31 protein-coding genes and 1 tRNA gene are annotated in these 25,451 nt (G+C 64.0%); 17 read left to right on the top strand and 15 right to left on the bottom strand.

All coding sequences use genetic code 11. The features are described 5' to 3' along the window. Positions 1-25: 25 nt before the first annotated feature. Together ACIIOY_RS15250 and ACIIOY_RS15245 are read left to right on the top strand one after the other, a co-directional pair. Positions 26-1,096, top strand: a complete 1,071-nt coding sequence (locus ACIIOY_RS15250; protein WP_411035525.1) for a BMP family ABC transporter substrate-binding protein — start codon at positions 26-28, stop codon at positions 1,094-1,096. Between the two features lie 311 nt (positions 1,097-1,407). Beyond that, positions 1,408-2,115, top strand: coding sequence for a FadR/GntR family transcriptional regulator (locus ACIIOY_RS15245; protein ID WP_411035524.1), 708 nt, complete (start codon positions 1,408-1,410; stop codon positions 2,113-2,115). Positions 2,116-2,202: 87 nt separating this feature from the next. On the opposite strand, the gene ACIIOY_RS15240 is transcribed toward ACIIOY_RS15245, so the two are convergent. The 8 genes from ACIIOY_RS15240 to ACIIOY_RS15205 form a co-directional block, all read right to left on the bottom strand. Further along, a complete protein-coding gene (locus ACIIOY_RS15240) occupies positions 2,203-3,993 on the bottom strand; it encodes a cation:proton antiporter domain-containing protein (RefSeq protein ID WP_411035523.1) in 1,791 nt (596 codons plus the stop codon). Between the two features lie 79 nt (positions 3,994-4,072). Further along, positions 4,073-4,420: a hypothetical protein gene (locus ACIIOY_RS15235; protein ID WP_411035522.1), complete on the bottom strand. Its 348-nt coding sequence runs from the start codon at positions 4,418-4,420 to the stop codon at positions 4,073-4,075. A 24-nt stretch (positions 4,421-4,444) separates the two neighbouring features. After that, positions 4,445-4,708, bottom strand: a complete 264-nt coding sequence (locus tag ACIIOY_RS15230) for a hypothetical protein (RefSeq protein WP_411035521.1) — start codon at positions 4,706-4,708, stop codon at positions 4,445-4,447. A gap of 75 nt (positions 4,709-4,783) precedes the next feature. Next, positions 4,784-5,308, bottom strand: a complete 525-nt coding sequence (locus ACIIOY_RS15225; protein ID WP_411035520.1) for a DUF992 domain-containing protein — start codon at positions 5,306-5,308, stop codon at positions 4,784-4,786. 145 nt (positions 5,309-5,453) lie between these two features. Next, on the bottom strand, positions 5,454-5,666 hold the full coding sequence (locus ACIIOY_RS15220) for a hypothetical protein (RefSeq protein WP_411035519.1): 213 nt from the start codon (positions 5,664-5,666) through the stop codon (positions 5,454-5,456). Between the two features lie 338 nt (positions 5,667-6,004). Then, a complete protein-coding gene (locus tag ACIIOY_RS15215) occupies positions 6,005-6,655 on the bottom strand; it encodes an IS5 family transposase (RefSeq protein WP_411035518.1) in 651 nt (216 codons plus the stop codon). Positions 6,656-6,863: 208 nt separating this feature from the next. Further along, positions 6,864-7,787 (bottom strand): FkbM family methyltransferase, encoded by a 924-nt coding sequence (locus ACIIOY_RS15210; RefSeq protein WP_411035517.1) that lies wholly within the window; start codon positions 7,785-7,787, stop codon positions 6,864-6,866. A gap of 409 nt (positions 7,788-8,196) precedes the next feature. Continuing rightward, entirely contained in the window at positions 8,197-9,066 is an 870-nt protein-coding gene (locus tag ACIIOY_RS15205) for a methyltransferase domain-containing protein (RefSeq protein ID WP_411035516.1), read from the bottom strand. A 231-nt stretch (positions 9,067-9,297) separates the two neighbouring features. Here ACIIOY_RS15205 and ACIIOY_RS15200 point away from each other — a divergent pair, with 231 nt between their 5' ends. The 11 genes from ACIIOY_RS15200 (at position 9,298) to ACIIOY_RS15150 (ending at position 18,115) form a co-directional block, all read left to right on the top strand. Next, a complete protein-coding gene (locus ACIIOY_RS15200) occupies positions 9,298-9,540 on the top strand; it encodes a hypothetical protein (RefSeq protein ID WP_411035515.1) in 243 nt (80 codons plus the stop codon). Positions 9,541-9,635: 95 nt separating this feature from the next. Then, on the top strand, positions 9,636-9,908 hold the full coding sequence (locus tag ACIIOY_RS15195) for a hypothetical protein (RefSeq protein WP_411035514.1): 273 nt from the start codon (positions 9,636-9,638) through the stop codon (positions 9,906-9,908). A 205-nt stretch (positions 9,909-10,113) separates the two neighbouring features. After that, positions 10,114-10,203: transfer RNA gene (locus tag ACIIOY_RS15190), tRNA-Ser, on the top strand. A gap of 108 nt (positions 10,204-10,311) precedes the next feature. After that, the gene (locus ACIIOY_RS15185; RefSeq protein ID WP_411035513.1) at positions 10,312-10,527 is read left to right on the top strand and encodes a hypothetical protein; all 216 of its coding nucleotides are present in this window, start codon (positions 10,312-10,314) and stop codon (positions 10,525-10,527) included. 238 nt (positions 10,528-10,765) lie between these two features. Further along, positions 10,766-11,761, top strand: a complete 996-nt coding sequence (locus ACIIOY_RS15180) for a septal ring lytic transglycosylase RlpA family protein (RefSeq protein ID WP_411035512.1) — start codon at positions 10,766-10,768, stop codon at positions 11,759-11,761. Between the two features lie 82 nt (positions 11,762-11,843). Beyond that, positions 11,844-13,007 (top strand): D-alanyl-D-alanine carboxypeptidase family protein, encoded by a 1,164-nt coding sequence (locus ACIIOY_RS15175; RefSeq protein ID WP_411035511.1) that lies wholly within the window; start codon positions 11,844-11,846, stop codon positions 13,005-13,007. 142 nt (positions 13,008-13,149) lie between these two features. Then, positions 13,150-13,839, top strand: a complete 690-nt coding sequence (tmk, locus tag ACIIOY_RS15170) for a dTMP kinase (protein WP_411035510.1) — start codon at positions 13,150-13,152, stop codon at positions 13,837-13,839. Continuing rightward, entirely contained in the window at positions 13,836-14,867 is a 1,032-nt protein-coding gene (locus tag ACIIOY_RS15165) for a DNA polymerase III subunit delta' (RefSeq protein ID WP_411035509.1), read from the top strand. The genes tmk and ACIIOY_RS15165 overlap by 4 nt, the downstream gene beginning before the upstream one ends. A 79-nt stretch (positions 14,868-14,946) precedes the next feature. Further along, positions 14,947-16,497: a methionine--tRNA ligase gene (gene metG, locus ACIIOY_RS15160; protein WP_411035508.1), complete on the top strand. Its 1,551-nt coding sequence runs from the start codon at positions 14,947-14,949 to the stop codon at positions 16,495-16,497. Positions 16,498-16,505: 8 nt separating this feature from the next. Next, positions 16,506-17,285 carry a TatD family hydrolase gene (locus tag ACIIOY_RS15155; RefSeq protein WP_411035507.1) on the top strand — a complete coding sequence of 260 codons (780 nt, stop codon included), beginning with the start codon at positions 16,506-16,508 and terminating at the stop codon, positions 17,283-17,285. Between the two features lie 2 nt (positions 17,286-17,287). Next, a complete protein-coding gene (locus tag ACIIOY_RS15150; protein WP_411035506.1) occupies positions 17,288-18,115 on the top strand; it encodes an MBL fold metallo-hydrolase in 828 nt (275 codons plus the stop codon). Here the strand turns inward: ACIIOY_RS15150 and ACIIOY_RS15145 are convergent. Then, entirely contained in the window at positions 18,103-19,047 is a 945-nt protein-coding gene (locus ACIIOY_RS15145; protein WP_411035572.1) for a phosphoribosylaminoimidazolesuccinocarboxamide synthase, read from the bottom strand. The two genes, ACIIOY_RS15150 and ACIIOY_RS15145, sit on opposite strands and share 13 nt — an antisense overlap. Positions 19,048-19,320: 273 nt before the next feature. On the opposite strand from ACIIOY_RS15145, the gene ACIIOY_RS15140 reads away from it, so the two are divergent. Together ACIIOY_RS15140 and ACIIOY_RS15135 are read left to right on the top strand one after the other, a co-directional pair. Continuing rightward, entirely contained in the window at positions 19,321-19,848 is a 528-nt protein-coding gene (locus ACIIOY_RS15140) for a GNAT family N-acetyltransferase (protein ID WP_411035505.1), read from the top strand. A 191-nt stretch (positions 19,849-20,039) separates the two neighbouring features. Beyond that, the gene (locus tag ACIIOY_RS15135; protein WP_411035504.1) at positions 20,040-20,462 is read left to right on the top strand and encodes a DUF4864 domain-containing protein; all 423 of its coding nucleotides are present in this window, start codon (positions 20,040-20,042) and stop codon (positions 20,460-20,462) included. A gap of 4 nt (positions 20,463-20,466) precedes the next feature. Here ACIIOY_RS15135 and tgt read toward each other — a convergent pair whose 3' ends face one another. The 6 genes from tgt to coaD all read right to left on the bottom strand — a co-directional run bounded on the left by tgt (position 20,467) and on the right by coaD (position 24,878). Continuing rightward, positions 20,467-21,597, bottom strand: a complete 1,131-nt coding sequence (gene tgt / locus ACIIOY_RS15130) for a tRNA guanosine(34) transglycosylase Tgt (RefSeq protein ID WP_411035503.1) — start codon at positions 21,595-21,597, stop codon at positions 20,467-20,469. Beyond that, a complete protein-coding gene (queA, locus tag ACIIOY_RS15125) occupies positions 21,594-22,655 on the bottom strand; it encodes a tRNA preQ1(34) S-adenosylmethionine ribosyltransferase-isomerase QueA (protein ID WP_411035502.1) in 1,062 nt (353 codons plus the stop codon). The genes tgt and queA overlap by 4 nt, the downstream gene beginning before the upstream one ends. Positions 22,656-22,665: 10 nt before the next feature. Continuing rightward, positions 22,666-23,115, bottom strand: coding sequence for a DMT family transporter (locus ACIIOY_RS15120; protein WP_411035501.1), 450 nt, complete (start codon positions 23,113-23,115; stop codon positions 22,666-22,668). Between the two features lie 78 nt (positions 23,116-23,193). Continuing rightward, positions 23,194-23,709, bottom strand: a complete 516-nt coding sequence (locus tag ACIIOY_RS15115) for a peptidylprolyl isomerase (RefSeq protein ID WP_411035500.1) — start codon at positions 23,707-23,709, stop codon at positions 23,194-23,196. A gap of 82 nt (positions 23,710-23,791) precedes the next feature. Then, complete coding sequence (locus ACIIOY_RS15110) at positions 23,792-24,349, bottom strand: peptidylprolyl isomerase (RefSeq protein WP_411035499.1); 558 nt, start codon at positions 24,347-24,349, stop codon at positions 23,792-23,794. Positions 24,350-24,383: 34 nt separating this feature from the next. Beyond that, positions 24,384-24,878: a pantetheine-phosphate adenylyltransferase gene (coaD, locus tag ACIIOY_RS15105; RefSeq protein WP_411035498.1), complete on the bottom strand. Its 495-nt coding sequence runs from the start codon at positions 24,876-24,878 to the stop codon at positions 24,384-24,386. Between the two features lie 249 nt (positions 24,879-25,127). On the opposite strand from coaD, the gene ACIIOY_RS15100 reads away from it, so the two are divergent. Both ACIIOY_RS15100 and ACIIOY_RS15095 read left to right on the top strand, forming a co-directional pair. Next, positions 25,128-25,253, top strand: a complete 126-nt coding sequence (locus tag ACIIOY_RS15100; RefSeq protein WP_411035497.1) for a hypothetical protein — start codon at positions 25,128-25,130, stop codon at positions 25,251-25,253. Between the two features lie 11 nt (positions 25,254-25,264). After that, complete coding sequence (locus tag ACIIOY_RS15095) at positions 25,265-25,414, top strand: hypothetical protein (protein ID WP_411035496.1); 150 nt, start codon at positions 25,265-25,267, stop codon at positions 25,412-25,414. The last annotated feature ends 37 nt before the right edge of the window (positions 25,415-25,451 follow it).

Raw genomic sequence — 25,451 nt, 5'->3', positions numbered from 1 at the left:
CCACTCCTAACCTACAGAGGATAAAATGAAGAAAATCATTCTCGCTCTCGCAACGTCGGCGGCCGTCCTTGCCTTTGCCGCCGCAGCCGGCGCCCAGGACAAGACCAAGATCTGCTTCATCTATGTCGGCTCCAAGACCGACGGCGGCTGGACCCAGGCGCACGACATCGGCCGGCAGGAACTGCAGAAGCATTTCGGCGACAAGATCGAAACCCCGTTCCTGGAAAACGTTCCGGAAGGCCCGGACGCCGAGCGCGCGATCGAGCGCATGGCCCGTTCCGGCTGCGCGCTGGTCTTCACCACCTCGTTCGGCTTCATGGACGCCACGATCAAGGTGGCGGAAAAGTTCCCGGACGTGAAGTTCGAGCACGCGACCGGCTTCAAGTCGGCGCCGAACGTCGCGACCTACAACGCGCGCTTCTACGAAGGCCGCTACATCCAGGGCATCATCGCCGCAAAGATCTCCCAAAAGGGCGTCGCGGGCTACATCGCCTCCTTCCCCATCCCGGAAGTCGTGATGGGCATCAATTCCTTCGTGCACGGCGCGCAGTCGATCAATCCGGACTTCAAGGTCAAGGTCATCTGGGCCAACACCTGGTTCGATCCCGGCAAGGAAGCCGATGCCGCCAAGGCGCTCATCGACCAGGGCGTCGACATCCTGACCCAGCACACCGACACGACGGCTCCCATGCAGGTCGCCGCCGAGCGCGGCATCAAGGCCTTCGGCCAGGCCTCGGACATGATCGCCGCCGGCCCTCAGACCCAGCTGACCGCCATCGTCGACACCTGGGGCGCCTATTACATCAAGCGAACCCAGGCGGTTCTCGACGGCACCTGGAAGTCCGAGCAGATCTGGGACGGCCTGAAGGACGGCATCCTCACCATGGCGCCCTACACCAACATGCCGGACGACGTGAAGAAGCTCGCCGAGGAAGCCGAGGCGAAGATCCGCTCGGGCGAACTGCATCCCTTCACCGGACCGATCAAGAAGCAGGACGGCTCCGACTGGCTGGCCGAAGGCCAGGTTTCGGACGACGGCACGCTGCTCGGCATGAACTTCTACATCGCCGGCGTCGACGACCAGCTGCCGAAGTAAGGAGAGGCACCAAACCTCTCCTCCGTCATGGTCGGGCTTGACCCGGCCATCCATAAGTCTTTGAAAAGAATGGATCCTTGGGTCAAGCCTGAGGATGACGGAGTGCCTGGAGCGATGTTCGTCAAACAAACCGAGGCGCCTCGAGAGAGGCGCCTTTTTCGTCTGTGACAGGCATGCGACATGAACGGACTTTGCGGAATCGGCGCGGCACTCTATACCTGCCGGATGGTTCCGGAACAAAAGGAGTGGTCCGGAACGGAGGAGGGGGAAGGTTATTGCGCAAGGGTTTGCTTGAGACGGTCATCAGCGGGATGAGCACGCGCACCAGCCATGCACAGGTCGTCAACGAACTGGGCCGGGCCATCATCGCGGGCGAATACCCCGTCGGGGCAACGCTGCCGGGCGATGCGGAGCTCGCGGCCCGCTTCAAGGTCTCCCGCACGGTGCTGCGCGAGGCGATGAAGACGCTTGCGGCAAAGGGGCTCGTCGTGCCGCGCGCGCGCATCGGCACCCGCGTGACGCCGAATACCCAATGGAACCTCTTCGACAGCGACATCCTCACCTGGTATTTCGCCGTCGGCATCAACGAGGATTTCCTGCTGCACCTTTCCGAGGTGCGGCTTGCCTTCGAGCCTCACGCGGCGGCGCTGGCCGCGCGCCACGCCACGGAGGCCGATATCAGCCAGATGATGCGCCTCGCCGTCGCCATGGGCGATCCGGAGCACACGGCCGAAACGCTCGCCATGGCGGACCTGAAATTCCACCTTTCCGTGCTCGAAGCCTCGCGCAATCCGTTTCTGCGCACCGTCGGCAGCCTGATCGAGGCCGCGCTCGTCGGCGCCTTCAAGCTCAGCTCGCCCGCAGCCGACCGGAGCAAGGTGGGCGACGTCGCGACCACCCATATCCGCATCGTCGAGGAGATCGACAAGCGGGACGAGGAGGGGGCCCGCCGCGCCATGGAAAATGTCATCAAGGTTGGCCGCGAGCGGGTCGTGCAGGCGCTGCGCGACGGGAAATAAGGCATTTCCAGCCGAAGCGGCATCGCTTGCGGCAAAGCCAAGAATCCGGAGGAATTCCGATGAACCGGGTTTCGCCGGCATTCCCGGTCATACCGGGGAGGGCGAGGCGAGGTCGAGTTCACCCTGCGCGCCGCCGTCCTCGCGCGTCCGGTATGCCCTGTCGCCGGTCAGCAGCTGCTCGGCCATGGCGGCGGCGAGCTCGTCCTTGGCGATGACGATATGGTTGGCGCCGAACTGCCGCAGATGGTCCGCCTCGGCCTGCGACGCCGCGCGCGCGACGATCGCGATCGCGCCGTTTGCGGTACGCGCCTGCTCGATCAGCGTGCCGGCGGCGAAAACATCCGGTATGGCCGTCACGAACCAGCGCGCGCCGGCAATATTGGCCTGCGCCAGCACGCCGCGATTGCCCGCCGGCTCGCCGATCGCCTCGATGCCGCCTGCGCGCAACGCCCCGGCCACGCCCGCGCGTTCCTCGATGACGAGCAGCGGAATGCCGGCCGCCCTCAGCCGCTCGACGACGCGCTTGCCGACGCGGCCATAGCCGACGACCACCGCATGGTCGGTGAGGGCCGTCGGCTCCGGCTCGTCTTCGGCGGCCGGCTCTTCGGCCTGCGGCGGCGCCTCGCCGGGGGCGGGCTCCTGCCCGGCCGCGGGCGCATCCAGCTTCGCGCCGTAGTGGTCCACCGCCATGAAGAGCAGGGGATTGACGAGGATGGAAAACAGCGCGCCCGCAACCACGAGGTCCTGCGCGACCGGCGGAAGCAGGTTGAGCCCGACACCGAGCACGACGAGGATGAAGGAGAATTCGCCGATCTGCGCGAGGCTCGCGGCGATCGTCAGCGCGATGGTGCGCGGATAGCCGAAGGCCTTGACGATGAGATAGGCCGCGGCCGACTTGATGAAGACGATCGTCACGAAGGTCGCGAGGATGGCGAGCGGCCGTTCCATGAGGTTGACCGGATCGAACAGCATGCCGACGGACACGAAGAAGAGAACGGCGAAGGCATCGCGCAACGGCAGGGTTTCGCGCGCGGCCTGCTGGCTGAGCTGCGATTCGGCGAGAACCATGCCGGCGAAGAAGGCGCCGAGCGCGAAGGACACGCCGAAGAGCTTGGCCGAACCGTAAGCGACCCCCAACGCGATCGCCAGCACCGACAGGCGGAACAGTTCGCGCGAGCCCGTATGCGCCACATAGTGCAGGATCAGCGGGATGACCTTGCGGCCGACGACGAGCATGAGCGCGATGAAGGCGGAGACCTTGACGGCGGTGACGCTTACGGCAGTCCAAACGGCGCCGATGCCGAGGGCGCGCGTCAGTTCCGGATCGACGTCGGCGGTCTGTGCCGTGCCGCCGAGCACGCCGGCGAGCGGCGGCAGGAGAACGAGGGTGAGGACCATCACCAGGTCCTCGACGATGAGCCAGCCGACCGCGATGCGCCCCTTCTCCATCTCCACCATGCGGCGCTCCTGCAGGGCGCGCAGCAGGACGACGGTGCTGGCGACGGACAGCGACAGGCCGAAGACGAAACCGCTGCCCGCCGACCAGCCCATCGCAAGCCCCAAGAGCAGGCCGAAGAAGGTGGCGACCAGGATCTGCCCGATGGCGCCCGGAATGGCGATGGCGCGGACGGACAGGAGGTCCTTCAGGGAAAAGTGCAGGCCCACGCCGAACATCAGGAGGATGACGCCGATCTCGGCCAGTTCGTTCGCGAGCTTCTGATCGGCGACGAAGCCGGGCGTGAACGGCCCGATGACGACGCCGGCCAGCAGGTAGCCGGCGATCGGCGGAAGGCGGAAGCGATGCGCGACCAGCCCCGCCACGAAGGCGAGACAGATGCCGGCAACCAACGTTGCGATCAGCGGTGTCGCATGGGGCAAGCGCGTCTATCCTGATTCCTTGGGAATTCAAGAAGATAGGGTAGGGCCGTCGCTCCCGTGGCGCAAGGCGCTAATTGGATCAGTCGTCGTTGCTGGCGTTCAGCTCTTCCGGCCGCTTGCCCTCTTCCGCCGGTGGCGTGGCGAGCTGCGCGGCGCCCATCGACTGGTACAGGTTGAACAGCGCTTCGCTGGCCCGCGCGGCAAGGCGGAACCACTCGCTGTTGCCGGCAATGGCGGGGTGATGCAGCAGCTGGTCGTCGACGAGGTCGAGCACGATGGATGTCGTATGCACCGCCTCGTGGAAGCCGAAGGAGCCGGAAGCATAGTGCGCAAGCAGTTCCGCCGGCGTCATGGCGCGCTCTTCGGCCAGGATGTCGAGCTGTTTCAGCCGCTCGTCCTCGAGTTCGATATCGGTGCTTTCCAGCATGGTCGCCTCCATTGTCCGGCCGCGTCAGTAGTAGTTGATTCGCACGCGGCGGTGGATGATGGCCAGCGAACGATCCGGCTCGATGCGGTAGGTTTCGAAGACCTCGCGGGAGGGGCCGTCCTTGAAGCGGTGCTCGAACGTGCTGCCGATCGGCGATTTCGTGAGCTTCGTGCGGGGTTGGCCGTGATAGGTGATGCTGCCGGGAACGGGCTCGAGCGGCACGCCGCCGCCCACGGTGCAGGCGGCAAGGAAGAGGGGGAAGAGCAAGGGCAGGGCGATGCGCTTCATGGCGGCTCCTTTCGGCGCGATCCTAGCAGATCGCGCGCCATAAGGAACGGGCGGCCGAAGCCGCCCGCCGTGTCGTCAGCCCTGCGGCGTCAGCGTGACCGACGTGCCCGTCGCCGCGAGGTTGAGGCCGATCTGGCCGCTGACGCTGACCGTCTGGAGGTGGATCGAGCCGGAGGTGCCGCCGACGAGGACGTTGGTGCCGACACCGACGCCGACGGTCGCTTCCGCCGTCGCGCCCTGGTAGAGGCCGCCGAGCGAGCCCTGGTGGTAGCCGGCCGTCGGCGCGAAGACGGCCCAGACGATGCGGCCCTGCGTGGTGAAGCCGAGATCGACGCCCATCTTGCGGATGACGCCCGTATAGGTGTCCTGCTCGCCGTTGGTCGCGCTGAACACGCAGTCGACGCTCTTGGCCGAGCCGACCACGTAGCCGACGCCGCCGCCGACGTCGCAGGTCAGCATGCCGATCTTCACCCCGTCGCGCGCGCCGCGGTCGACATAGGCCGGCGCCTCGTCGCGGTAAACCATGTCCGCCGCGCCGGCCGCCGTCGCGAAAGCCTGCGCAAGGGTCAACGCGAGGACGGTTCCAAGCTTCTTGTTCATCTGTGCACTCCTTCTAACTGGCACGATAATGGCGAATCCGGTGCATTGGTTCCCGGCCGCGAGCCATCTCATGGCGAAGATCGTGGCGGAGTGTAGGCGCGCCCGCGGCCGCAGGCAGGAAGATGCGGCGAGTGTGATTTTCGCCTCAGACCTGGTTGATGGTCGGCAGGTGCGAGATCACCTCGTCGCGGCTCTTCTCGTCGAGCGGCGCGATATGCTCGTTCCAGAATGCCTCGGCGGCCCGGCTCTCGTGCTCCCATTTGCGGGTGGTGATGTGGTTGTCGTCGATCTTCGCCAGCCGGCCGCCGCCGAGGCGAAGATATTGCGCGGCAAGCTTTGCGGTGGGCGTGGTTTCCATGATCGGCCTCCTGTGTTGACAGAGCCGAAATCGGTCACGCCGCCCGATTGTTCCGGACAACAAGAAAGTGTTCCGGACAACAAAAAAGGCCGGGGCGAAAACGCACCGACCTTCCTCATCATCACCTGTTCACCCGTGCCAGTACATCCGTGGTCAGAGGCATCAGGTGATGGCGGCAATTGCGAGCGGCAGAAGCTTTCCAGCGCTCATCAGCAATGCCGATGGCCGTGATATAGGAGGCCATTGTGTCCAAAACAAGGGCGGCAACGGGCAAACGCGACTTTGCCCTCCGCACGGCCCGACGTGACTGATCAAATAAGTTCCGTTAGGCACGAGCCTCAAATAGCCCACCATATGACGATGGCGGCGATAAGGATTGCGGCTTTGAAGTCTGCGGCGAGCCTTTCATCGAAAGGATGTTTTCGTTTGCGTGTCGGATTATGCGGAATGACGGGGACGTTTTTTCGCCTGGGCATGTACTGTCTGAGACAATCACTGTCATAAGCAGTATCTGCGATCAGGAAGTATGCTGCGCTCATGCAGTCCAGCAGAGGAACCGCAGCCTTTATGTCCCCCATCTGGCGCGGCGAGACCCGAAGATTGAGCGGGCGGCCACGATCGTCTACGAGGACGTGGATTTTCATAGTCCTGCCACCCGCGAGCGGCCGATCGCTTGCGTTTGCGCCCCCTTTTCCGCCAGCCGCCGATCGGTGAGCCTTGACTGTGGTGGAATCGATCATCCACATGTCCGCAGGGTTGGCTTCAACCAGCGCATCGAACAGCTTCTGCCAGAGGCCGCGCCCTGCCCAGCGATGAAGATGAAAGTGATTGTAAATGGTCGTCGGCGGGCCGTAGGCGGCGGGGGAATCCTGCCACCGGCAGCCAAAACGCAAGATATGGGCAATACCGCTGAGAACCCGACGATCATCGACCCGGCGAGCGCCGAGGCGTGGAACGACGCCGTCACGACCAACGGCTACATCGGCCATCTTGTCATTCTGGACAAGAATGTCACGGTCGCCTCTTTGCTCCATGAGTATTGTGTGCGGTGGTAGCGCACCGCATGTGCGTTTTGCAACTCGTCGCGTCGGTCGTTCTGAAGGTGGGCGCAACCGTGGAGGAGCGCGTGTCGCTTATGGCCGGAAACCAGCGCGAATTCGACGTCGCAGCACCTCAGCCAATCAAATGGATCGTCTGCTACGAGCGACGCGTGCTGAGCCAACGATTCCATGCCTGTTTGATCCTGTTAACAGGATTTACTCGCCGTGCGGTATGAAACGTACGGCGATGTGCGGGCGGCAAAACATAAAGATCGACCCAGCCTCTTCCATGCATGGCAAGTTTGCGTACATAGTCGACGAACTCAAATTCGCAGCCAGAATGAAGAGGAGTACCAAGGATATCCTCAAGAGTAGAACTGTTCCAACGCTGGCGCCCGGGACTTTCAAAGACATCATAGCGCGCAGTTAGGTCTCGCAACATATTAACAGGATCGCTGCCTTGGCTATCCATCCATTGGGGAGCAAACTCAGTCTTGATGAACCATTTTGGGTGTCGGCTCAGAAATTCATACCCGCCAGCGAATACGTGCTCTTCCCAGCCTTGTGTGTCAATCTTGATGTAAACTCCCTGGCTCTCGCTTACATCAGCGGTTATTTTGTCCAGGGTCACAACGTCCGTTTCGACGACTGGCCAGCCTTTTAACGGAGTTACCCGAGAGTCTTGTGAACCTTTCTCGTTAAGACCAAATAAGGATCTTCCGGTTTCGGAGCCGTTCGACGCGATCGCCGAGTGAAAGCAATCAAATTTCATTCCGTTGGCAGCAAAATTGGTGTGTATAAATTCTGCCAACCACGGGATAGGCTCAACGAGAGTGAGCGCACATTTTGGAAACGCGCGCCGCATGAGCAAGCCGGTATAGCCATAGTTTGCGCCGACGTCGATGCAGATCTCCGGAGAAATAGCTGTGCGCAAAATTGGGTAGAACGGGCTGTGGTATTCTTCAAAATGGCTACGGCCATAATAATGCGTGCCACCAGCATCTTCCCTACGAAAGGTCAGAGTGATATCGCCAATCGTTACGCTTGCGAGGTTATAAGTTGTCGGGTTCTCGTCGGCCATTTTGAGCCCTCTGCCCCTGTTATCCTTTGACTGAAAGCTGTCAGAAATCATGACATCAGGGATACCTGCGAGTGGCAGCGCTGTCGAGTATCACCAACACAGATGATTGAGACCCGCGAGCGCCCTCCAGCGATTACGTTGGCGGGCGGCTATTGGATCGTCAACACGCTTATCACGCCGGGCAGTTCATCAGATTTCGCGATCAGCTCGTCCAAAACGGTATCAAATGCGCTCCACAGTGCTCATGCTTTCCTCGTAACACGAGAGCTCACCTGGATCTTTTGCATTTGACAGCAAGGGCATTCCACAATCGCCGCGACATAGCGCCGTACGCCTGAAACCGCATGCCATGTCTCGGAATCAGCGAGATCATCATCGACTGCACGGCGATACACGCGCAGCTGGAGCGCTATCGGTCGGGGAGCGGCCAGTTTTGCAGGCCTCCCGATGAGCGCTTCTCAAGGACAAGCAAAAACTCAAACCCGTCCCTAGCCAATAACCCGTCTACGAATCGCAGGCCTACCTTCGCAGCGCTGGCGGCAAGGTCAAGCACATCCTTGACCGTTGTCGCGTCATAGACATGGTAATGCTGGCGGTTATCGGTATCGGTCCATTCTTGGGCGAGCTGTCTCATCGCGTCTGCGTCAGTCGACTGGTATAGCGTCGTCGCGATTTCCACATAATGTTCGAAATTGCGGGCCGGGCGGCCATCCGCGTCCCGATAGTCAAGCTCCAGGTGATCCCGTCGCGCCGGAAGGCGTTCAAAATCATAGTAGTTACACCGGAAGTTCGGCAAGGTCATGAATATCCTGCCGCCATCTCGGATGACGCGGAGCCATTCACATAGGCCCCCGACGGGGTCGTCAAAGTGCTCGAGAACGTGGTTTGCTATGATGAAGTCCAGCTCGCCGTCCGCGTAAACCGAAAGGTTGTTGCCGTCGATTATGTGAGTGAGCGGCACCAGCTTTTCCAGGGACAAGCCATATCGCTCCACAAGCACTTCGTTGGGGATGACATCCACATATTCGACCGCGCAATTGCCGGACGTCTTTGTCGGGACTTGCTGTGCTCCGACCTCAATACCACGGCCCGTCAGGTGCTTGATCGCAAACCGATTCCTGAGTTTGAGCTTCCGTTTCAACGATCGGTATAACGTCAGTCGCTGCCATAGCGGGCGGGACAGGACGTCATCGGCATAGCGACGAACCCAGGGCGGCATCGCTTCCTCATCGCCCTGCCACACAAGTTGGTGCAACCCGATCAGTTTTCTTGTGCGCATGCCCACCTCACAAGGCTTCCCCCCTCGCTCTGACTAGGCGCTGGGGGCGGCACCGTCAAACCCAAAAATGGAGAACCGCCGCGGACCGCAACGTTCAGCGGGTGCTTTCGCGTGCCGACAAATATCATATGTCTACCGCCTCCCTCCGCGCAGGGGGCCCCTGGAACCGCCAACGGAACATCGCGAGCCAATCTTCGTTTTCAAGAAATAACGAAAACAAGGGAGGACGAGATGTTTCAGGCATCTCTCGGCGGCGGCTTCGGCGCGCAAGAATACGGCCTGCATGCCTCGATAAAAGCAGCGATCGCATATGATGCAGTCTGCTCCCAGCATAAAATCGAGATTGCTTTCGAGCCGCAAGCTATCGTCGTTCTTGGACGGATACCTCCGGAGGTCGCTCGGCGGGTTCGCGTCATCATCTTGGAGGTGGCCGGGCCAATTCCGGTATGGGATCGAACCTTCTGGCTTGGCTGATGCGCCTGCCCTAATGGCATCTTGTTGCGGCCGTACTTTCGGATGGAACCTCTCTGCTGGTTGCGGATTGGCCGTGAAACACCACGGAGGATACCATGTCGCGCGTTCGCAATTTCCTGATAACGAGTGCCGCTGTGGGCCTCACGGCACTTCCGGCGACGGCCCAGGGGCTGGAACCGGTGCCCGGCAGCATCACCTATAACGGTCAGCCCCGCACGAAACTCATGAAGGCGCCGATCGGCAGCACGTTCAGCCACAACGTCCAAGATCCAGTAACCCGACAAAACTATGTCGAGGTGTACCGGATTAGGCCCGACCGTTCGCTGGAGATCATAAGCCGGCGCCTGTATGGGCCTATCAACAATTGAAGTTCTGGAACCCGAAAAGATGTCTTCGCCCTCGGCCTGATGCTGCCGGCCTTACGGTATGGCGCACGGCGTCCACACCGAACAAGTTGACGCAGCATTGCAAGCCGCTATAAGCGCAAGTCGCAAGCCTAAATAGTTGCAAGGTGCGTAGCGGAGGCTTCCGCATCTGATATTGAAGGAAAAATCTCTTTAATATCAATCTGATGGAAGAGTGGCCGAGCGGTTTAAGGCACCGGTCTTGAAAACCGGCGTAGGTGAAAGCCTACCGTGGGTTCGAATCCCACCTCTTCCGCCAAGGCGGCTACAACATTTCCCGACTTGTTGCTGTCGCATTGTGACTCTAGAATCTGGCCGCACCCGAAAGCAATATTGCCGGCTGGATGCGGAAGAAGGGGAGGCAGCAATGGAAGTGCTTCGAGACCCCACGCATATCGGCATGTTCGAGCCTCAGGATCTCGATATCCTGAAGGGCGTGTTCACACGATTGACGACGACCACCAGCCCCGACCTCGACGAGGCACGGGCCCGCTCGCTCGCGCGGTCGATCATCACGCTCTATCGGCATGGCGTGCGCGATCCGGAGCAGCTCTTCGACGTCCTGCAGGCAGAGGCGTCCTGACGCTGCGGCAAACCGACCGGAACGAGGCGCTCGCCCGGTTGCGGCGGGCGCGTTAACCATCCGGAAACCATAAATCATCGATCCTCGTCTGCGGGTTCCCATTCATTCGCAATTTTGCCATGTTATTGGCATGATTAACGTACTGTTATTTACTGAGTGGCATTGACGGCCGGCTTGCAGGGGCAAGGCAGTTGGCTGGCACACCGTCGGGGACAATAGCGGCGTGGGACACAAAAACTTGAAGACGCATGCGAACCGTTTCGGCACGGGCCTTCGGTTCATCGTTATTCCGCTGGTCTGCGCGGGCCTTGCCGCCTGTGCCACGACGACACCGGCGCCCAAGAAGAAAGTCCGCAGCAAGGAATTCTTCTCCGAATCCGAATATGGCGTGAAGGCGAGCCCGCGCGTCGTGGAAGAAGGGCAGGCTGTGCCGAAGGGTGGCGGGCGCTACCAGGTCGGCAAGGCCTATCAGGTCCGCGGCAAGTGGTATCAGCCGAAGGAAGAGCCGGGCTACAACAGGACGGGCCTTGCTTCCTGGTACGGCTCCGCCTTCCACGGCCGCAAGACGGCGAACGGCGAAATCTACGACAAGTACCACCTTTCCGCCGCGCACCCGACTTTCCCGCTGCCGAGCTACGCGCGCGTCACCAACCTCGAAAACGGCACGTCGGTCGTCGTGCGCGTCAACGACCGCGGCCCGTTCCACGAAGGCCGCGTGATCGACGTCTCCTCCAAGACCGCCGACCTGCTCGACATGAAGCGCACCGGCACGGCGAAGGTGCGCGTGCAATATGTCGGCAAGGCGCCGCTCGAAGGCAACGACATGCCTTATCTCATGGCGTCCTACGTCCCGAAGGGCTCGCGCGTTCCGGCGGTCGATCCGGGCGGCCAAATCGCGACCGGCGTCATGGTGGCGTCGGCCGACGACAGCGCGCTGCCGGGCGTGGGCGAGGGCACGTTGAGCGTTCCCGAGCAGAGCACGATGACGGCGCTCGCCAAGACGGCCCCGGCGAGCGATGCCTTCCAGGCGATGGAGCAGTTCGTGCTGCTGCCGGAGATCGGCCCGATGCCGATCGAACGGCCGAATGCCATCCCCCAGCTTTCCGCCGAGCCGAGCTATGCGGCCGCCTATGCGGACGAGCGCGTGCGGGACGCTTCCGGCGCCTTCGACGCCATCCTGACGATCGACGGCACGCTGACGCCGCTCTCCGCGCTCGCCGACAACGCGGGTTAGGGAGCGGGCTGATGGCCCGCGCGTTCAAAGCCGTTTGCGCAATGCACGCGGCTGTGTGAGTGTGACGACATCCGGAGTCGCCATGCATCGCCGTCTATTCGCCTTCCTCGTTTTCTCCTTGTCGTTCCTCAGCCTCGCGCATGCCCAGTCGGGCGCGCCGCAGGGCGCTTTCGACGTCAAGGCGAAGCAGGTCTATCTGATCGAGGCGGAAACCGGCACGGTGCTGTTTGCCCGGGCGGAGGACGAGGCGGTGCCCGCCGCCTCGCTCGCCAAGCTGATGACCCTGGCGACGGTGTTCAAGGCGCTGGCCGGCGGCGAGATCACGCTGGAGACGCAATATCCCGTCACCGAACATGCCTGGCGCACGGGCGGGGCGCCTTCGCGCACCTCCACCATGTTCGCCGCGCTGAAATCGAACGTGCGCGTGGAGGATCTCATCCGCGGCGTCGCGGTGCAGTTCGCCAACGATGCCTGCATCATCCTGGGAGAGGGGATCGCCGGCTCGGAGGCCGCCTTTGCCGAGAGGATGACGAAGGAGGCGAGGGCGCTCGGGCTGCAGAAATCCACCTTCGCCAATGCCACCGGCCTGCCGAACCCGGACAACAAGGTGACGATGCGCGAGATGGTGATGCTCGCGCGCCACCTGCAGACTGCCTATCCCGGGTACATGCGCTACTACCTCGAACCCGAGTTCGAGTGGAACAAGATCAAGCAGCGCAACCGCAACCCGCTGCTGGCGCTCAATCTCGGCGTGACCGGCTTCGTCACCGGCTTCTCGGAGGAGGGCGGCTACTCGATCGTCGCGGCCGTGAGCCGCGAGGGCAAGCGCCTGCTGCTCGCCATGGGCGGCATGGAAAGCGACAAGGCGCGCATCGAGGAATCGCGCCGCATCATCGAATGGGCGCTGTCTTCCTTCGAGCGGCGCACGCTCTTCCGGGAGGGCGAGACGATCGCCGATGCGAGCGTCTACGGAGGCGACGCCTCCACGGTGGCGCTGGTGGCGGGCGAACAGGTGGACGTGTTCCTGCCGAAGGACAATTCGCAACGGCTCGTCGCCCGCGTCGTCTATACATGGCCGGTGCGCGCGCCCGTCGAGCCGGACCAGCCGGTCGGCACGCTGAAGATCTGGAACGAGAAGCAGCTGCTGCGCGAAGTGCCCGTGAGGACCGCCGGGACCGTGGGCGTCGGCAGCCTGCGCTCGCGGGCGCTGGACGCGCTGATAGAGCTGTTCTTCTTCTGGATTTGACTTCTTCGGGCTCGATGGGGCAGACCGGTCCGAAAAGCATTTCGTCTGCCGGAAACATGGGCTAGTAGTGGTCCGACTCGTCTCCGCCTGGCGGATATCGTCTAAAGGGCCGCCGTCGCGGCCACTGGAACGGAAGTAGGATTTGTCGGCCGCACCCGGTTTGTTTGTCACGTTCGAAGGCGGCGAAGGCGCCGGAAAGTCGACGCAGATCCGGCTTCTGGCAAACGCATTGCGCGACCGGGGCCTCACGGTGCTGACGACGCGCGAGCCCGGCGGCTCCAAGGGGGCGGAAGCCGTGCGCCATGTCCTCCTTTCCGGCGCGGCCGAGCCCTACGGCATCCGCATGGAGGCGATCCTCTTCGCCGCCGCGCGCAGCGACCATGTCGAGCAGGTCATCCGCCCGGCGCTCAGCGCCGGCACGGTCGTGCTCTGCGACCGCTTCATGGATTCCTCCCGCGTCTACCAGGGCATCACGGGCAATCTGGAGCAGCCTTTCATCGAGGCGCTGGAGCGCGTGGCGGTCAACGGCGTCGTGCCGGACTGCACCATCATCTTCGACCTTCCGGCCGCCGTCGGCCTCGAGCGCGCCCGCACGCGCAGCGCCGGGCCGGGCGAGAGCGAGCAGCCCGATCGTTTCGAGAAGGAAGAGCTGGAAACGCACGAGAAGCGCCGCGAGGCCTTTCTCGACATCGCCGAGCGCGAGCCGCTGCGCTGCCGCGTGGTGGACGCCACGCAGACGCCGGAAGCGATCGCCGCGCAGGTGCTTTCCATCGTCGAGCCGCTGCTGCCCATCACCGCGCACGGCCGGCAGGATCCGGAGCATGTCTCGTGAGCGAGGAGCGCCCCGGCATTCTCGACGGCGCGGTGCACCCCGCCGAGCAGATAAAACTCTTCGGCCACGCTGCGGCCGAGGCGTTCCTCGCGCGCTCCTACCGCTCCGGCAAGGGCCACCACGCCATCCTGATCGAAGGACCGGAGGGCATCGGCAAGGCGACGCTCGCCTTCCGCTTCGCCAACCACGTGCTGCATCACCCCGAGCCCGCCGAAGCGCCGGAGACGATCGCCGATCCGTCGCCCGCTTCGCCCATCACGCGCCAGCTTGCGGCGGGGGCGTCGCATAACCTCCTGCACCTCACCCGGCCGGTCGACGAGAAGACCGGCAAGGTCAAATCGGCGATCACGGTGGACGAGGTGCGCAGGGCCGGAAAGTTCCTGGCGCAGACCTCCGGCACGGGCAACTGGCGCATCGTTATCATCGACCCGGCCGACGACCTCAACCGCAACGCCGCCAACGCCATCCTGAAGCTCCTGGAAGAGCCGCCGAGGCGTTCGCTCTTCCTCGTGCTGACCCATGCGCCCGGCAAGCTGCTGCCGACGATCCGCTCGCGCTGCCTGCCGCTTTCCCTGTCGCCGCTCGCCGAAGCCGACCTTGCCGCCGCGCTCGACAGCCTCGGCGCCGCCCCCTCCGGCGCGCGGGCGGGGGAGGTGCTTTCAGCAGCGCGCGGCAGCGTTTGCGAAGCGCTGAAGCTTGTCAACTACGGCGGGTTCGACATCGTCGAGGCCTTTCGCGCCATCGTCGCGGCGCCCGCCGAGCCTCCCCGCCGCGACGTGCACAAGCTCGCCGACGTGCTTTCGGCCAGGGACAGCGACACCGTCTTTTCCTTCTTCTGCCAGCACGCGGCCGATTTCGTGACGGACGCCGCGCGCAGCGCAGCGCTTTCCGGCGATATCGCCCGCGCCGACCGCCTTGCGCGGCTTTCCTCGCAGCTTAGCGAGCGCATCGCCATAGCCCAGGCCTACAATCTCGACCGCAAGCAGACGGTCATCAGCGTGCTCGACGACATCCGGACGGCGCTTTGAAGCAACTTGCTGTTTCCCTTCGCGCCCGCATGGTCTAATACCTTGCGGCATTGCACAACCGAAGACAGACACGCGAGCGATGACCGACACGTCCCCGTACTACATCACGACCGCCATTTCCTATCCGAACGGCAAGCCGCATATCGGCCATGCCTACGAGCTGATCGCGACGGATGCCATGGCGCGCTACCAGCGGCTGGACGGGCGCGACGTCTTCTTCCTGACCGGCACCGACGAGCACGGCCAGAAGATGCAGCAGACGGCGCGCAAGGAAGGCATTTCGCCGCGCGAACTTGCCGATAGGAATTCAAAAGAATTCAAGGATATGGCCGTTCTTCTTAATGCGTCGAACGATGATTTCATCCGCACGACCGAGGAGCGGCATTACGAGGCCTGCGCCGAAATCTGGCGCCGCATGGCCGAGAACGGCGACATCTACAAGGACAGCTATGCCGGCTGGTACTCCGTGCGCGACGAGGCCTATTACCAGGAAGGCGAGACGGAACTGCGCGACGACGGCGTGCGCTACGGCCCGCAGGGCACGCCCGTCGAATGGGTGGAGGAGGAGAGCTATTTCTTCCGCCTCTCCGCTTACCAGGACAAGCTTCTGAAGCACTACGAGGACAATCCGGACTTCATCGGCCCCGCCGAGCGGCGCAACGAGGTGGTCTCCTTCGTCAAGTCCGGCCTCAAGGACCTTTCGGTCTCGCGCACGACGTTCGACTGGGGCATTCCCGTCCCGGACGATCCGGCGCACGTCATGTATGTCTGGGTCGATGCGCTGACCAACTACATCACCGCGACCGGCTATCTCACCGACCCGGAAGGCCCGCGGGCGAAATACTGGCCGGCGGACATCCATGTGATCGGCAAGGACATCATCCGATTCCACGCGGTCTACTGGCCGGCGTTCCTGATGTCGGCCGGCCTGCCGCTGCCCGGACGTGTCTTCGCCCACGGCTTCCTGCTCAACAAGGGCGAGAAGATGTCGAAGTCGCTCGGCAACGTGGTCGACCCGGTCAACCTCGTGAACCATTTCGGCCTCGACCCGATCCGCTACTTCTTCCTGCGCGAAGTCTCCTTCGGCCAGGACGGCAGCTACAGCGAGGAGGGGATCGCCACGCGCATCAACTCCGACCTTGCCAACGGCATCGGCAACCTTGCCAGCCGCTCGCTGTCGATGATCGTCAAGAACTGCGACGGCAAGGTGCCGGACTGCGGCGCGCTGACCGACGCCGACCGCGCGATGCTCGCCTCCGTCGATGCGCTGCACGCCATCACCCGGGAGGAGATGGGCAGGCAGCAGATCCACAAGGCGCTGGCCGCCGTCATCGCCGTCGTGTCGGAAGCCGACCGCTATTTCGCGGGCGAGGCGCCCTGGGCGCTGAAGAAGACCGATCCGGTCCGCATGGGCACCGTGCTTTACGTGACGGCCGAAGTCGTGCGCCAGATCGCCATCCTGCTGCAGCCCTTCATGCCGCAGTCGGGCGAAAAGCTGCTCGACCTCGTCGCGGCCCCGGCGGAAAAGCGCGATTTTTCCGCGCTCGGCGAGGCCGGCCGCCTCGTCAGCGGCACGCCGCTGGAGGCGCCGGCGCCGGTCTTCCCGCGTTACGTCGCGCCGGAGGCGTGAAGCCGGCGATGCTGATCGACACCCACTGCCATCTGGATTTCCCGGATTTCGAAGCGGAGCGCGACGCCATCGTCGCGCGGGCGCACGCGGCCGGCGTGAAGCAGATGATCACCATCTCGACGCGGGTGCGGAAGTTCCCGGCGATCCTGGCGATCGCGGAAAAATATCCGTCGGTGTTCTGCTCGGTCGGCACGCATCCGCACAATGCGGACGAGGAGCTCGACATTCCGGTTTCCGAGCTGGTCGCGCTGTCGAAGCATCCGCGCGTGGTGGCGATCGGCGAGGCGGGCCTCGACTACCACTACGACAATGCGCCGCGCGACGCGCAGGCCACCGGCCTTCGCAACCACATCGCCGCGGCGCGCCAAACCGGCCTGCCGCTCGTCATCCACAGCCGCTCGGCGGACGAGGACATGGCGGCGATCCTGCGGGAAGAGACGGGGAAGGGGGCCTTCCCCTTCCTGCTGCACTGCTTCTCCTCCGGCCCGGACCTGGCGCGGATCGGCGTGGAGCTCGGCGGTTACGTTTCCTTCTCCGGCATCCTGACCTTCCCCAAGTCGGAAGAGCTGCGCGACATCGCCAAAACCGTGCCGCCGGAGCGCCTGCTGGTCGAGACGGACGCGCCCTACCTTGCGCCGAAGCCCTTCCGCGGAAAACGCAACGAGCCGGCCTATGTGGCGCACACGGCGGCGGTGCTGGCCGAGACGATCGGCGTCGGCATCGACGAGATCGCCCGCATCACCACCGAAAACGCCTTCCGCATCTTCTCGAAGATGCCGCGGGTGTAGCCGTGGCCGCGACCCGGCGCTTCACCATCCTCGGCTGCGGCTCGTCGCCCGGCGTGCCGCGGATTACCGGCGACTGGGGCGCCTGCGATCCCGCCAACCCGAAGAACCGCCGCACCCGCGCCGCCTTCCTCGTCGAGCAGTTCGGCCCCGAGGGCGCCACCACGGTCGTCATCGACACGGGGCCGGACTTCCGCATGCAGATGATCGCCGCCGGCGTCGGGAACATCGACGCGGTGCTCTATACGCATGCCCATGCCGACCATATCCACGGCATCGACGACATCCGCGGCTTCGTGCTGCACAATCACAAGCAGGTGCCGATCTGGGCCGATAGCGTCACCATGGAGCGCATCCGCGAGGGCTTCGGCTATTGCCTGAAGACGCCGCCCGGCAGCATGTATCCGCCGATCGTCACGGAGAACCTGATCGACCCGATGGACGCGCCGGTGACGATCGAAGGGGCAGGGGGCGCGATCACCTTCCAGCCCCTCCTCCAGGTGCACGGGTCCATCCATTCGCTGGGCTTCCGCATCGGCGATGTCGCCTATTGCAGCGATATCAGCGACTTCCCGGACGAGACCGTGCCGAGGCTCGCCGGGCTCGACATGCTGGTGATCGATGCGCTGCAATACCGTTACCATGCCAGCCATCTGTCGCTCGGCCAGGCGCTCGAATGGATCGAGCGGCTGAAGCCGGCGCGCGCGATCCTGACCCACATGCATGTGCCGCTCGACTACGACACCGTGCGGCGGGAAACCCCGGCCCATGTCGAGCCGGCCTATGACGGGCTCAGCTTCGAGATCGCGCTGGCCGGCGATCAGGCGAAGTAAGGCGCGAGATTCTTGCGGATGCGGTCGAGGACCGTCGCGCCGGACAGGTCGGGCACGAACGTCTTTCCGGTAATCTGTTCAAAGGCTTGAATGTAAACCTTCGACGTCTGCTCGACGAGCGCGCGCGGAATCTCCGGGATCGGGTCCTTGTACGGGTCGCAGCGCTCCGTGACCCAGGCACGCACGAAATCCTTGTCGAAGCTCGCCGGGCGGCCGCCCTTGGCAAAGCTTTCCTCGTAGCTGTCTGCGATCCAGTAGCGGCTCGAATCCGGCGTGTGGATCTCGTCGGCCAGAACGATGCGGCCGTCCTTGTCCGTGCCGAATTCGTACTTGGTGTCGACGAGGATGAGCCCGCGCTCGGCCGCGCGGGCCTGGCCGCGCGCAAAGAGCGACAGCGCATAGCGCGAGACCGTTTCCCATTGCCCGGCCGTCAGCAGGCCCTGGGTGAGGATTTCGGCGCCGGACAGCGGCTCGTCATGGCCGCCGTCGAAGGCCTTGCTGGTGGGCGTGATGATCGGCTCGGGCAGCTTCTCGTTGTCGCGAAGGCCGTCCGGCAGCGTGATGCCGTACATCTCGCGCTCGCCCTTGCGGTATTTCGTCAGGATCGAGGTGCTGGTGGTTCCGGCGAGATAGCCGCGCACGACGACCTCGACCGGCAGGATGTCGAGCCGTGTGCCGATGACGACGTTCGGGTCCGGATGGGCCAGCACGTGGTTCGGGCAGATGTCGGCGGTTTCCTCGAACCAGTAGCGCGCCGTCTGCGTCAGCACCTGGCCCTTGAAGGGAATGGCGGTCAGGATGACGTCGAAGGCGCTGAGCCGGTCCGTCGCGATGATGATGCGGCTGCCGTCCGGCAGGTCGTAATTCTCGCGGACCTTGCCCTTGTAGCGGTTCGGCAGTTCCGGGATAAAGGCGTCGGAGAGAATGCGCAAATCGCTCATCGCTGCGGGCTTTCGCTGTTGGTTCCGTCTGCCGTTCGGCTTAAGGCCGCGGGCGGTTCCGGGTCAAGGCAGAAAGCGGATTTCCAGCGTCTTTGGGGGCATCCGCGCATACGGGATAGTTCCATAATCTATCTTATGTAATCCATGTCCACTGGTCATCCGGCGTGTTCCATAGTAGATGATGTCGCGGCAATCCGGATCGCCCTGCCCAGCCGGACGCGCCCGATTCCGCCCCGCCATCTTCCAGTCCCCTGCGATATTCCCATGCCCGACATCCCTGTGCTCGAAACCGATCGTCTCATCCTGCGCGGCTTCAGGCCGGATGACCTCGACGCCATGACGGCGATGTGGGCGATGCCGGAGGTCGTGCGCTATATCGGCGGCGTGCCGCTGTCGCGCGAGCAGTCCTGGACGCGGCTTCTGCGCCATATCGGCATGTGGAGCATCATGGGTTTCGGCTTCTGGGCGATCACCGACAAGGCGTCCGGCCACCTCGTGGGCGAAGCCGGGTTCCATGAGATGCGGCGCGCGCTGACGCCCAGCATCGAAGGTACGCTGGAAGCCGGCTGGGGCCTGCTCCCCGACCTCCGGGCTCGCGGCTATGCCAGCGAGGTGCTGGGCGCGACGCTGCCCTGGGCGGCGGCGAGCCACCCGGACAAGGCGATCACCTGCATCATCGACCCGGAAAACGCCGCGTCGATACGCCTTGCCGAGCGGCACGGATTCCGGGCATTCGCCCGGGCGGCATATCAGGAGTCCGACGTCGTGGTGTTCCGCAGAGCCCGGATATGAGGAGCGCTCGCACCGTCCCTGCCCTTTATATCACAAACAAGTGATATTATATTATGCGTTAAGTTATTTATTTATATACTTGTTTTTAAATATTCTTTTTCATACAGAATACCTTGAAGCCAACTGCTGCGCCCAGCGGCTCCTTGCAATCTTCCGTGCTACTCTGGCTTCTGCCAGAAGGAGTGCGCGCCATGAAGTTGCCTGCTGCCTTGTTCCTTTGCGCTTGCCTGCCATTGCTGCCGTCCGGCGCCGCGCGGGCGGGAGAGCCCGTCGATACGGTGCAGGGCATCATCCACAGCCAGATCACGGCCTTCCTGAACGACGATGTGAAAACGGCCTATTCCTTCGCCTCTCCGACCATTCGCGGAAAGTTCCCGACGGAAGACGCCTTCTTCGACATGGTGAAAAGGGGCTACGCGCCGGTCTACCGGCCGGGCAGCTTCGCGTTCGGCCGGTCCAAGGTGGACGGCGACATGGTGGTGCAGGAAGTGCTGATTTCCGGACAGGACGGCAAGGACTGGACCGCGCTCTACCAGGTCGTGAAGCAGCCTGATGGCAGCTACAAGATCAATGGCGTGCACATTGTGCGTGCCGCGCCGGGGCCGGAGATTTAACGCCTCAGAGAGGGGCGAGGTCGCCCCTCGCCCACATCTCCTGCGTCTCCGCCATGAAATCGGCGAAGCGGCCCTCCTCGATTGCCTTGCGGATGCCGGCCATCAGGTCCTGGTAGTAGGCAAGGTTGTTCCAGGTCAAAAGCATGCCGCCGAGCGACTCGTTGGCGCGGATGAGATGGTGCAGGTAGGCGCGCGAATAGTCGCGGGCGGCCGGGCAGCGCGATTCCTCGTCGAGCGGGCGCATGTCCTCGGCATGGCGGGCGTTGCGCAGGTTGATGCGGCCGCGCCGGGTGAAGGCAAGGCCGTGGCGGCCGGAGCGGGTCGGCATCACGCAGTCGAACATGTCGATGCCGCGGGCGACGGATTTCAGGATATCGTCCGGCGTGCCGACGCCCATCAGGTAGCGCGGCTTTTCGGCCGGCAGATTGGGGACGGTCGTGTCGATCATGTCGAGCATCACCTCCTGCGGCTCGCCCACGGCAAGCCCGCCGATGGCGTAGCCCTTGAGGCCGAGGCCGGCGAGCGCTTGCGCCGAGCGCTCGCGCAGCTGCGGGATGTCGCCGCCCTGCACGATGCCGAACATCGCCTTGCCGGGCTGGTCGCCGAAGGCCGTCTTGCAGCGCTCGGCCCAGCGCAGCGACAGTTCCATGGCGCGCTCGATCTCCTTCGGCGATGCCGGCAGCGCCACGCATTCGTCGAGCTGCATCTGGATGTCGCTGTCGAGCAGGCCCTGGATCTCGATGGAGCGCTCCGGCGACATGTGGTGCAGGGCGCCGTCGACATGGCTCTTGAAGGTGACGCCCTCTTCGTCGAGCTTGCGCAGGCCGGCGAGCGACATGACCTGGAAGCCGCCGGAATCGGTGAGGATCGGGTACGGCCAGCGGATGAGCTCGTGCAGGCCGCCGAGGCGCGCGACGCGCTCGGCGCCGGGGCGCAGCATCAGGTGGTAGGTGTTGCCGAGGATGATGTCGGCGCCGAGTTCCCGCACCTGGTCGAGATACATCGCCTTGACGGTGCCGACCGTCCCGACCGGCATGAAGGCCGGCGTGCGGATTTCCCCGCGCGGCATGGAGACCTCGCCGCGGCGCGCCTTGCCGTCCGTGGCGAGAAGGTTGAACTGGAATGTTTCGGTCATCGGTCGTTCCGGAAAAGCAGGCTGGAGTCGCCGTAGGAATAGAAGCGGTAGCCGACCGAGATCGCATGGGCATAGGCGCCGCGCATCGTCTCGAGGCCGGAAAAGGCCGAGACGAGCATGAAGAGCGTCGATTTCGGCAGGTGGAAATTGGTCATCAGCACGTCCGCCGTGCGGAAGCGGTAGCCGGGGGTGATGAAGATGCCCGTCGCGCCGGACCACGGCCGGATCGTGCCGTCCGCGTCGGCGGCGCTTTCTAGGAGGCGCAGCGACGTCGTGCCGACGCAGACGATGCGCCCGCCTCGCGCCCGCACGGCGTTGAGCGCGGCGGCCGTCTCCTGCGAGACGTAACCGATCTCCTCGTGCATGACGTGGTCCGCCGTGTCGTCGGCCTTGACCGGCAGGAAGGTGCCGGCGCCGACATGCAGCGTCACGAAATGCCGCTCGACGCCGAGCGCGTCGAGCCTTTCGAAGAGCGCGTCGGTGAAGTGGAGGCCCGCCGTCGGCGCGGCGACGGCGCCCTCCTTACGGGCGTAGATGGTCTGGTAATCGCGCCGGTCCGCCTCGTCGTCCGCGCGCTTCGAGGCGATGTAGGGCGGAAGCGGGATATGGCCGACGGCGGCGATGGCGCGGTCGAGGGCCGGGCCGGAGGCGTCGAAATGCAGCGTGACCTCGCCGCCCTCGCCTTTCTCCTCGACGGTGGCGGAAAGCGTTTCGCCGAAGGCGATGCGGTCGCCGGTCTTGATGCGTTTTCCCGGCTTGGCGAAGGCCTTCCAGCGGTCGCCGGCGATGCGCATGTGCAGCGTCGCGGAGACCTTCTGGCCGCCCGCCCCGTCGCGGTGGCGGATGCCTTCGAGCTGGGCGGGGATGACGCGCGTGTCGTTGAAGACCAGCGCGTCGCCGGCTTTCAGCAGCGACGGCAGGTCGCCGACGGTGCGGTCCTCGTAGGGTGTATCGGCGCCCGGGCGCACGACGAGCAGCTTCGCCGCCTCGCGGGGGCTCACGGGGCGCAGCGCGATGCGCTCTTCCGGCAGGTCGAAATCGAAGAGGTCGACACGCATGCGGCGGACCTCAGAGGAAACGGATCATCAGCGCGCCTGCGACGAGCATCAGGGCGCCGGCGATGCGGCCGGCGGAGATCTCGCGCACGGCCATGCCGAGGAAGCCGATGCGGTCGAGCAGGATGCCGGCGAGAAGCTGGCCGGAGACGGCGAAGGCCATGACGGCGGCCGCGCCGATGCGCGGCGTCAGGAAGATCGCGGTCGTGACATAGACCGTGCCGAGCGCGCCGCCGGCGATGTAGAGCCAGAGGTCCGGGCCACGCCAGTCCGGCGCCCTGCCCTCGAACGAGGCGGTGGCGAACATGACGAGGGCGAGAATGATGGCGCCCGACAGGAACGAAACGCAGGCGGCGGCGACCGGCATGCCGAACCCGCGGCCGAGCAGCGCATTGACGGGAGCCTGGATTGCGATGCACGCGCCGGCCGCAATGCCGAGCAGCGCCCAGAGGAAAGCAGCCATATCGACGATCTCTTGAAAAGCACACAAAGAAAAACCGCGCCCGCCGGGGCGAGCGCGGTCGAAATCGACGGCTTTCTATCAGGCCGCCACGTCGGCGGCAACCTTCATCGAGACGATGGAGTCGGGATCGCGCACCGGTTCGCCGCGCTTGATCTTGTCGATGTTCTCCATGCCCTCGACCACCTGGCCCCAGACGGAATACTGCTTGTTGAGCCAGGGAGCATCCGTGAAGCAGATGAAGAACTGCGAATTGGCGGAGTTCGGCATCTGGCTGCGGGCCATGGAGCACGTGCCGCGCACGTGGCTCATGTTGGAGAATTCGGCCTTGAGGTCCGGCTTTTCGGAGCCGCCCATGCCGGCGCGGGCCGGGTTGAAGTCCTTGCCGCCCTGCTTGCCGAACTTCACGTCGCCCGTCTGGGCCATGAAGTCCTCGATGACGCGGTGGAAGACGACGCCGTCATAGGCGCCCTCGCGCGCCAGTTCCTTGATGCGCGTCACGTGGCCCGGCGCGAGATCCGGAAGAAGCTGGATGACCACCCTGCCCTTCGTGGTCTCCATGATGATGGTGTTTTCCGGATCCTTGATCTCGGCCATGGTCTTTCTCCTTCAAAAGCATGTTTCGCAGAAATGGCGTGCGGTTCTGCGATTGCAACATGCGACAAATCGAAAACTCGGATTACTTGCCGACGCTGACCTTGATCATGCGGTCGGGGTCGGTCACGGAACCGTTGGCGGCTTCGTCGCCGCGCTTGATCTTGTCGACCTTCTCCATGCCGGAGACGACCTTGCCGACGACCGTGTACTGGCCGTTCAGGAAGTCGCCGGGCGCGAACATGATGAAGAACTGCGAGTTGGCGGAGTTCGGGTCCTGCGCGCGCGCCATGCCGACCGTGCCGCGCTCGAAGGGAACGTCGGAGAATTCGGCCGGAAGGTCCGGCTGGCTGGAGCCGCCCGTGCCGGCCGCCTGCGGCTGGTAGCCGTCTTCCATGTCGCCGTATTGCACGTCGCCGGTCTGGGCCATGAAGCCCTCGATCACGCGATGGAAGGCGACGTTGTCGTATTCGCCGGCGGCGGCGAGCGCCTTGATGCGCTCGGCATGCTTCGGCGCCTTGTCGTTCAGCTCGATGACGACCGGCCCGTCCTTCAGCTGGATCGTGATGAATTCGGCGGCCTGGGCGACGGCGGTGCCCGCGAGGAGAAGGGCTCCGGCAAAGGCGAGGCGAAGGATGTTCATGGTAGCTCCCTTGAGGGGTTCAGGATGATGGTGCTCAGCCCTTCTTGCGGGCTTTGAGGGCCGTAAGGACGGGCGCCGGGACGAAGGCACTGACATCGCCGCCCATGGCCGCGATCTGGCGGACCAATGTGGCGGTAATGGGCCGCGAGGCGACGCCCGCCGGCAGAAAGATGGTCTGCACGTCCGGCGCCATCTGCCGGTTCATGCCGGCCATCTGCATCTCGTAGTCGAGATCCGTGCCGTCGCGCAGCCCGCGGATCAAGAGGCGCGCGCCATGGGTGCGGGCGGCATCGACGACGAGATTGGAGAAGGAAACCACGCTGACGTCCCCCGCCCGCTCCGGCAGCGCCTCGGCGATCGACTGGCGGATGAGGTCGGCCCGCTCCTCGAAGGAGAAGATCGGCGTCTTGCCGGGATGGATGCCGATCGCGACGATGACCTTGGGCGCCACGTTGAGCGCCTGGACCAGCACGTCGATGTGGCCGTTGGTGATCGGATCGAATGAGCCAGGATAGAAGGCAACTGTCATCGACTGGGTCCCGTTTGCCGCCTTTTGTCATGGACGGCCGCTTTCCGCAAGGGCACGGCCTGTCGCATCCCGAACTGTTCCCGCTCAAGAACATGAACAGCGCATGAATGGCCCGTTTAAGACCATTTCAGGCGCGCCATGTCTAAATGCCGGCATAGGGGTCGGGAACAAAGACCGTTGTCGTGCATTCTCCTGATCGAACACAGTGGAACAAGTAATGCGTTTCCTTAGGCTGGAAGGAACACGAAAATGGCACTCGCTCTACTCTGCATGACGATGTTCATCGTGCTTACCGCTGCCACGATCCACGCGCTTCGCGAAGAGGATCGCCCGGCGGCTCCCAAGGTTGCCGCACGCGGCAAGTGGCTGCGTTGAACGGGTGAAGCATGATGGCGGCACTCACCATCCTTTTCACGGTCTTCATCAGCACCGTCTTCACCTTCGATTTTGCGCGCACGATCCTCGAACTGAAACGGGATCGCGCGGAGTTGAAGGCGGCGCGGCTGAAAACGGAAGCAGGCGGCTTCGGCGTCTGAGAACGCCACCTTGCCGCCGTCAAAGCGGGTAGTCTTC

Origin of the sequence: Shinella agrisoli (assembly GCF_046557955.1) — a bacterium.
Classification (GTDB): domain Bacteria; phylum Pseudomonadota; class Alphaproteobacteria; order Rhizobiales; family Rhizobiaceae; genus Shinella.
This window is presented reverse-complemented; position numbering and strand designations above follow the sequence as displayed.

Coding starts and splice junctions, on each gene's coding strand:
- ACIIOY_RS15250 (WP_411035525.1), top strand. CDS start 26: ATGAAGAAAATCATTCTCGCTCTCGCAACGTCGGCGGCCGTCCTTGCC.
- ACIIOY_RS15245 (WP_411035524.1), top strand. CDS start 1,408: ATGAGCACGCGCACCAGCCATGCACAGGTCGTCAACGAACTGGGCCGG.
- ACIIOY_RS15235 (WP_411035522.1), bottom strand. CDS start 4,420: ATGCTGGAAAGCACCGATATCGAACTCGAGGACGAGCGGCTGAAACAG.
- ACIIOY_RS15230 (WP_411035521.1), bottom strand. CDS start 4,708: ATGAAGCGCATCGCCCTGCCCTTGCTCTTCCCCCTCTTCCTTGCCGCC.
- ACIIOY_RS15225 (WP_411035520.1), bottom strand. CDS start 5,308: ATGAACAAGAAGCTTGGAACCGTCCTCGCGTTGACCCTTGCGCAGGCT.
- ACIIOY_RS15220 (WP_411035519.1), bottom strand. CDS start 5,666: ATGGAAACCACGCCCACCGCAAAGCTTGCCGCGCAATATCTTCGCCTC.
- ACIIOY_RS15215 (WP_411035518.1), bottom strand. CDS start 6,655: ATGGCCGATGTAGCCGTTGGTCGTGACGGCGTCGTTCCACGCCTCGGC.
- ACIIOY_RS15210 (WP_411035517.1), bottom strand. CDS start 7,787: ATGGCCGACGAGAACCCGACAACTTATAACCTCGCAAGCGTAACGATT.
- ACIIOY_RS15205 (WP_411035516.1), bottom strand. CDS start 9,066: ATGCGCACAAGAAAACTGATCGGGTTGCACCAACTTGTGTGGCAGGGC.
- ACIIOY_RS15200 (WP_411035515.1), top strand. CDS start 9,298: ATGTTTCAGGCATCTCTCGGCGGCGGCTTCGGCGCGCAAGAATACGGC.
- ACIIOY_RS15195 (WP_411035514.1), top strand. CDS start 9,636: ATGTCGCGCGTTCGCAATTTCCTGATAACGAGTGCCGCTGTGGGCCTC.
- ACIIOY_RS15185 (WP_411035513.1), top strand. CDS start 10,312: ATGGAAGTGCTTCGAGACCCCACGCATATCGGCATGTTCGAGCCTCAG.
- ACIIOY_RS15175 (WP_411035511.1), top strand. CDS start 11,844: ATGCATCGCCGTCTATTCGCCTTCCTCGTTTTCTCCTTGTCGTTCCTC.
- metG (WP_411035508.1), top strand. CDS start 14,947: ATGACCGACACGTCCCCGTACTACATCACGACCGCCATTTCCTATCCG.
- ACIIOY_RS15155 (WP_411035507.1), top strand. CDS start 16,506: ATGCTGATCGACACCCACTGCCATCTGGATTTCCCGGATTTCGAAGCG.
- ACIIOY_RS15140 (WP_411035505.1), top strand. CDS start 19,321: ATGCCCGACATCCCTGTGCTCGAAACCGATCGTCTCATCCTGCGCGGC.
- ACIIOY_RS15135 (WP_411035504.1), top strand. CDS start 20,040: ATGAAGTTGCCTGCTGCCTTGTTCCTTTGCGCTTGCCTGCCATTGCTG.
- tgt (WP_411035503.1), bottom strand. CDS start 21,597: ATGACCGAAACATTCCAGTTCAACCTTCTCGCCACGGACGGCAAGGCG.
- queA (WP_411035502.1), bottom strand. CDS start 22,655: ATGCGTGTCGACCTCTTCGATTTCGACCTGCCGGAAGAGCGCATCGCG.
- ACIIOY_RS15120 (WP_411035501.1), bottom strand. CDS start 23,115: ATGGCTGCTTTCCTCTGGGCGCTGCTCGGCATTGCGGCCGGCGCGTGC.
- ACIIOY_RS15115 (WP_411035500.1), bottom strand. CDS start 23,709: ATGGCCGAGATCAAGGATCCGGAAAACACCATCATCATGGAGACCACG.
- ACIIOY_RS15110 (WP_411035499.1), bottom strand. CDS start 24,349: ATGAACATCCTTCGCCTCGCCTTTGCCGGAGCCCTTCTCCTCGCGGGC.
- coaD (WP_411035498.1), bottom strand. CDS start 24,878: ATGACAGTTGCCTTCTATCCTGGCTCATTCGATCCGATCACCAACGGC.
- ACIIOY_RS15100 (WP_411035497.1), top strand. CDS start 25,128: ATGGCACTCGCTCTACTCTGCATGACGATGTTCATCGTGCTTACCGCT.
- ACIIOY_RS15095 (WP_411035496.1), top strand. CDS start 25,265: ATGATGGCGGCACTCACCATCCTTTTCACGGTCTTCATCAGCACCGTC.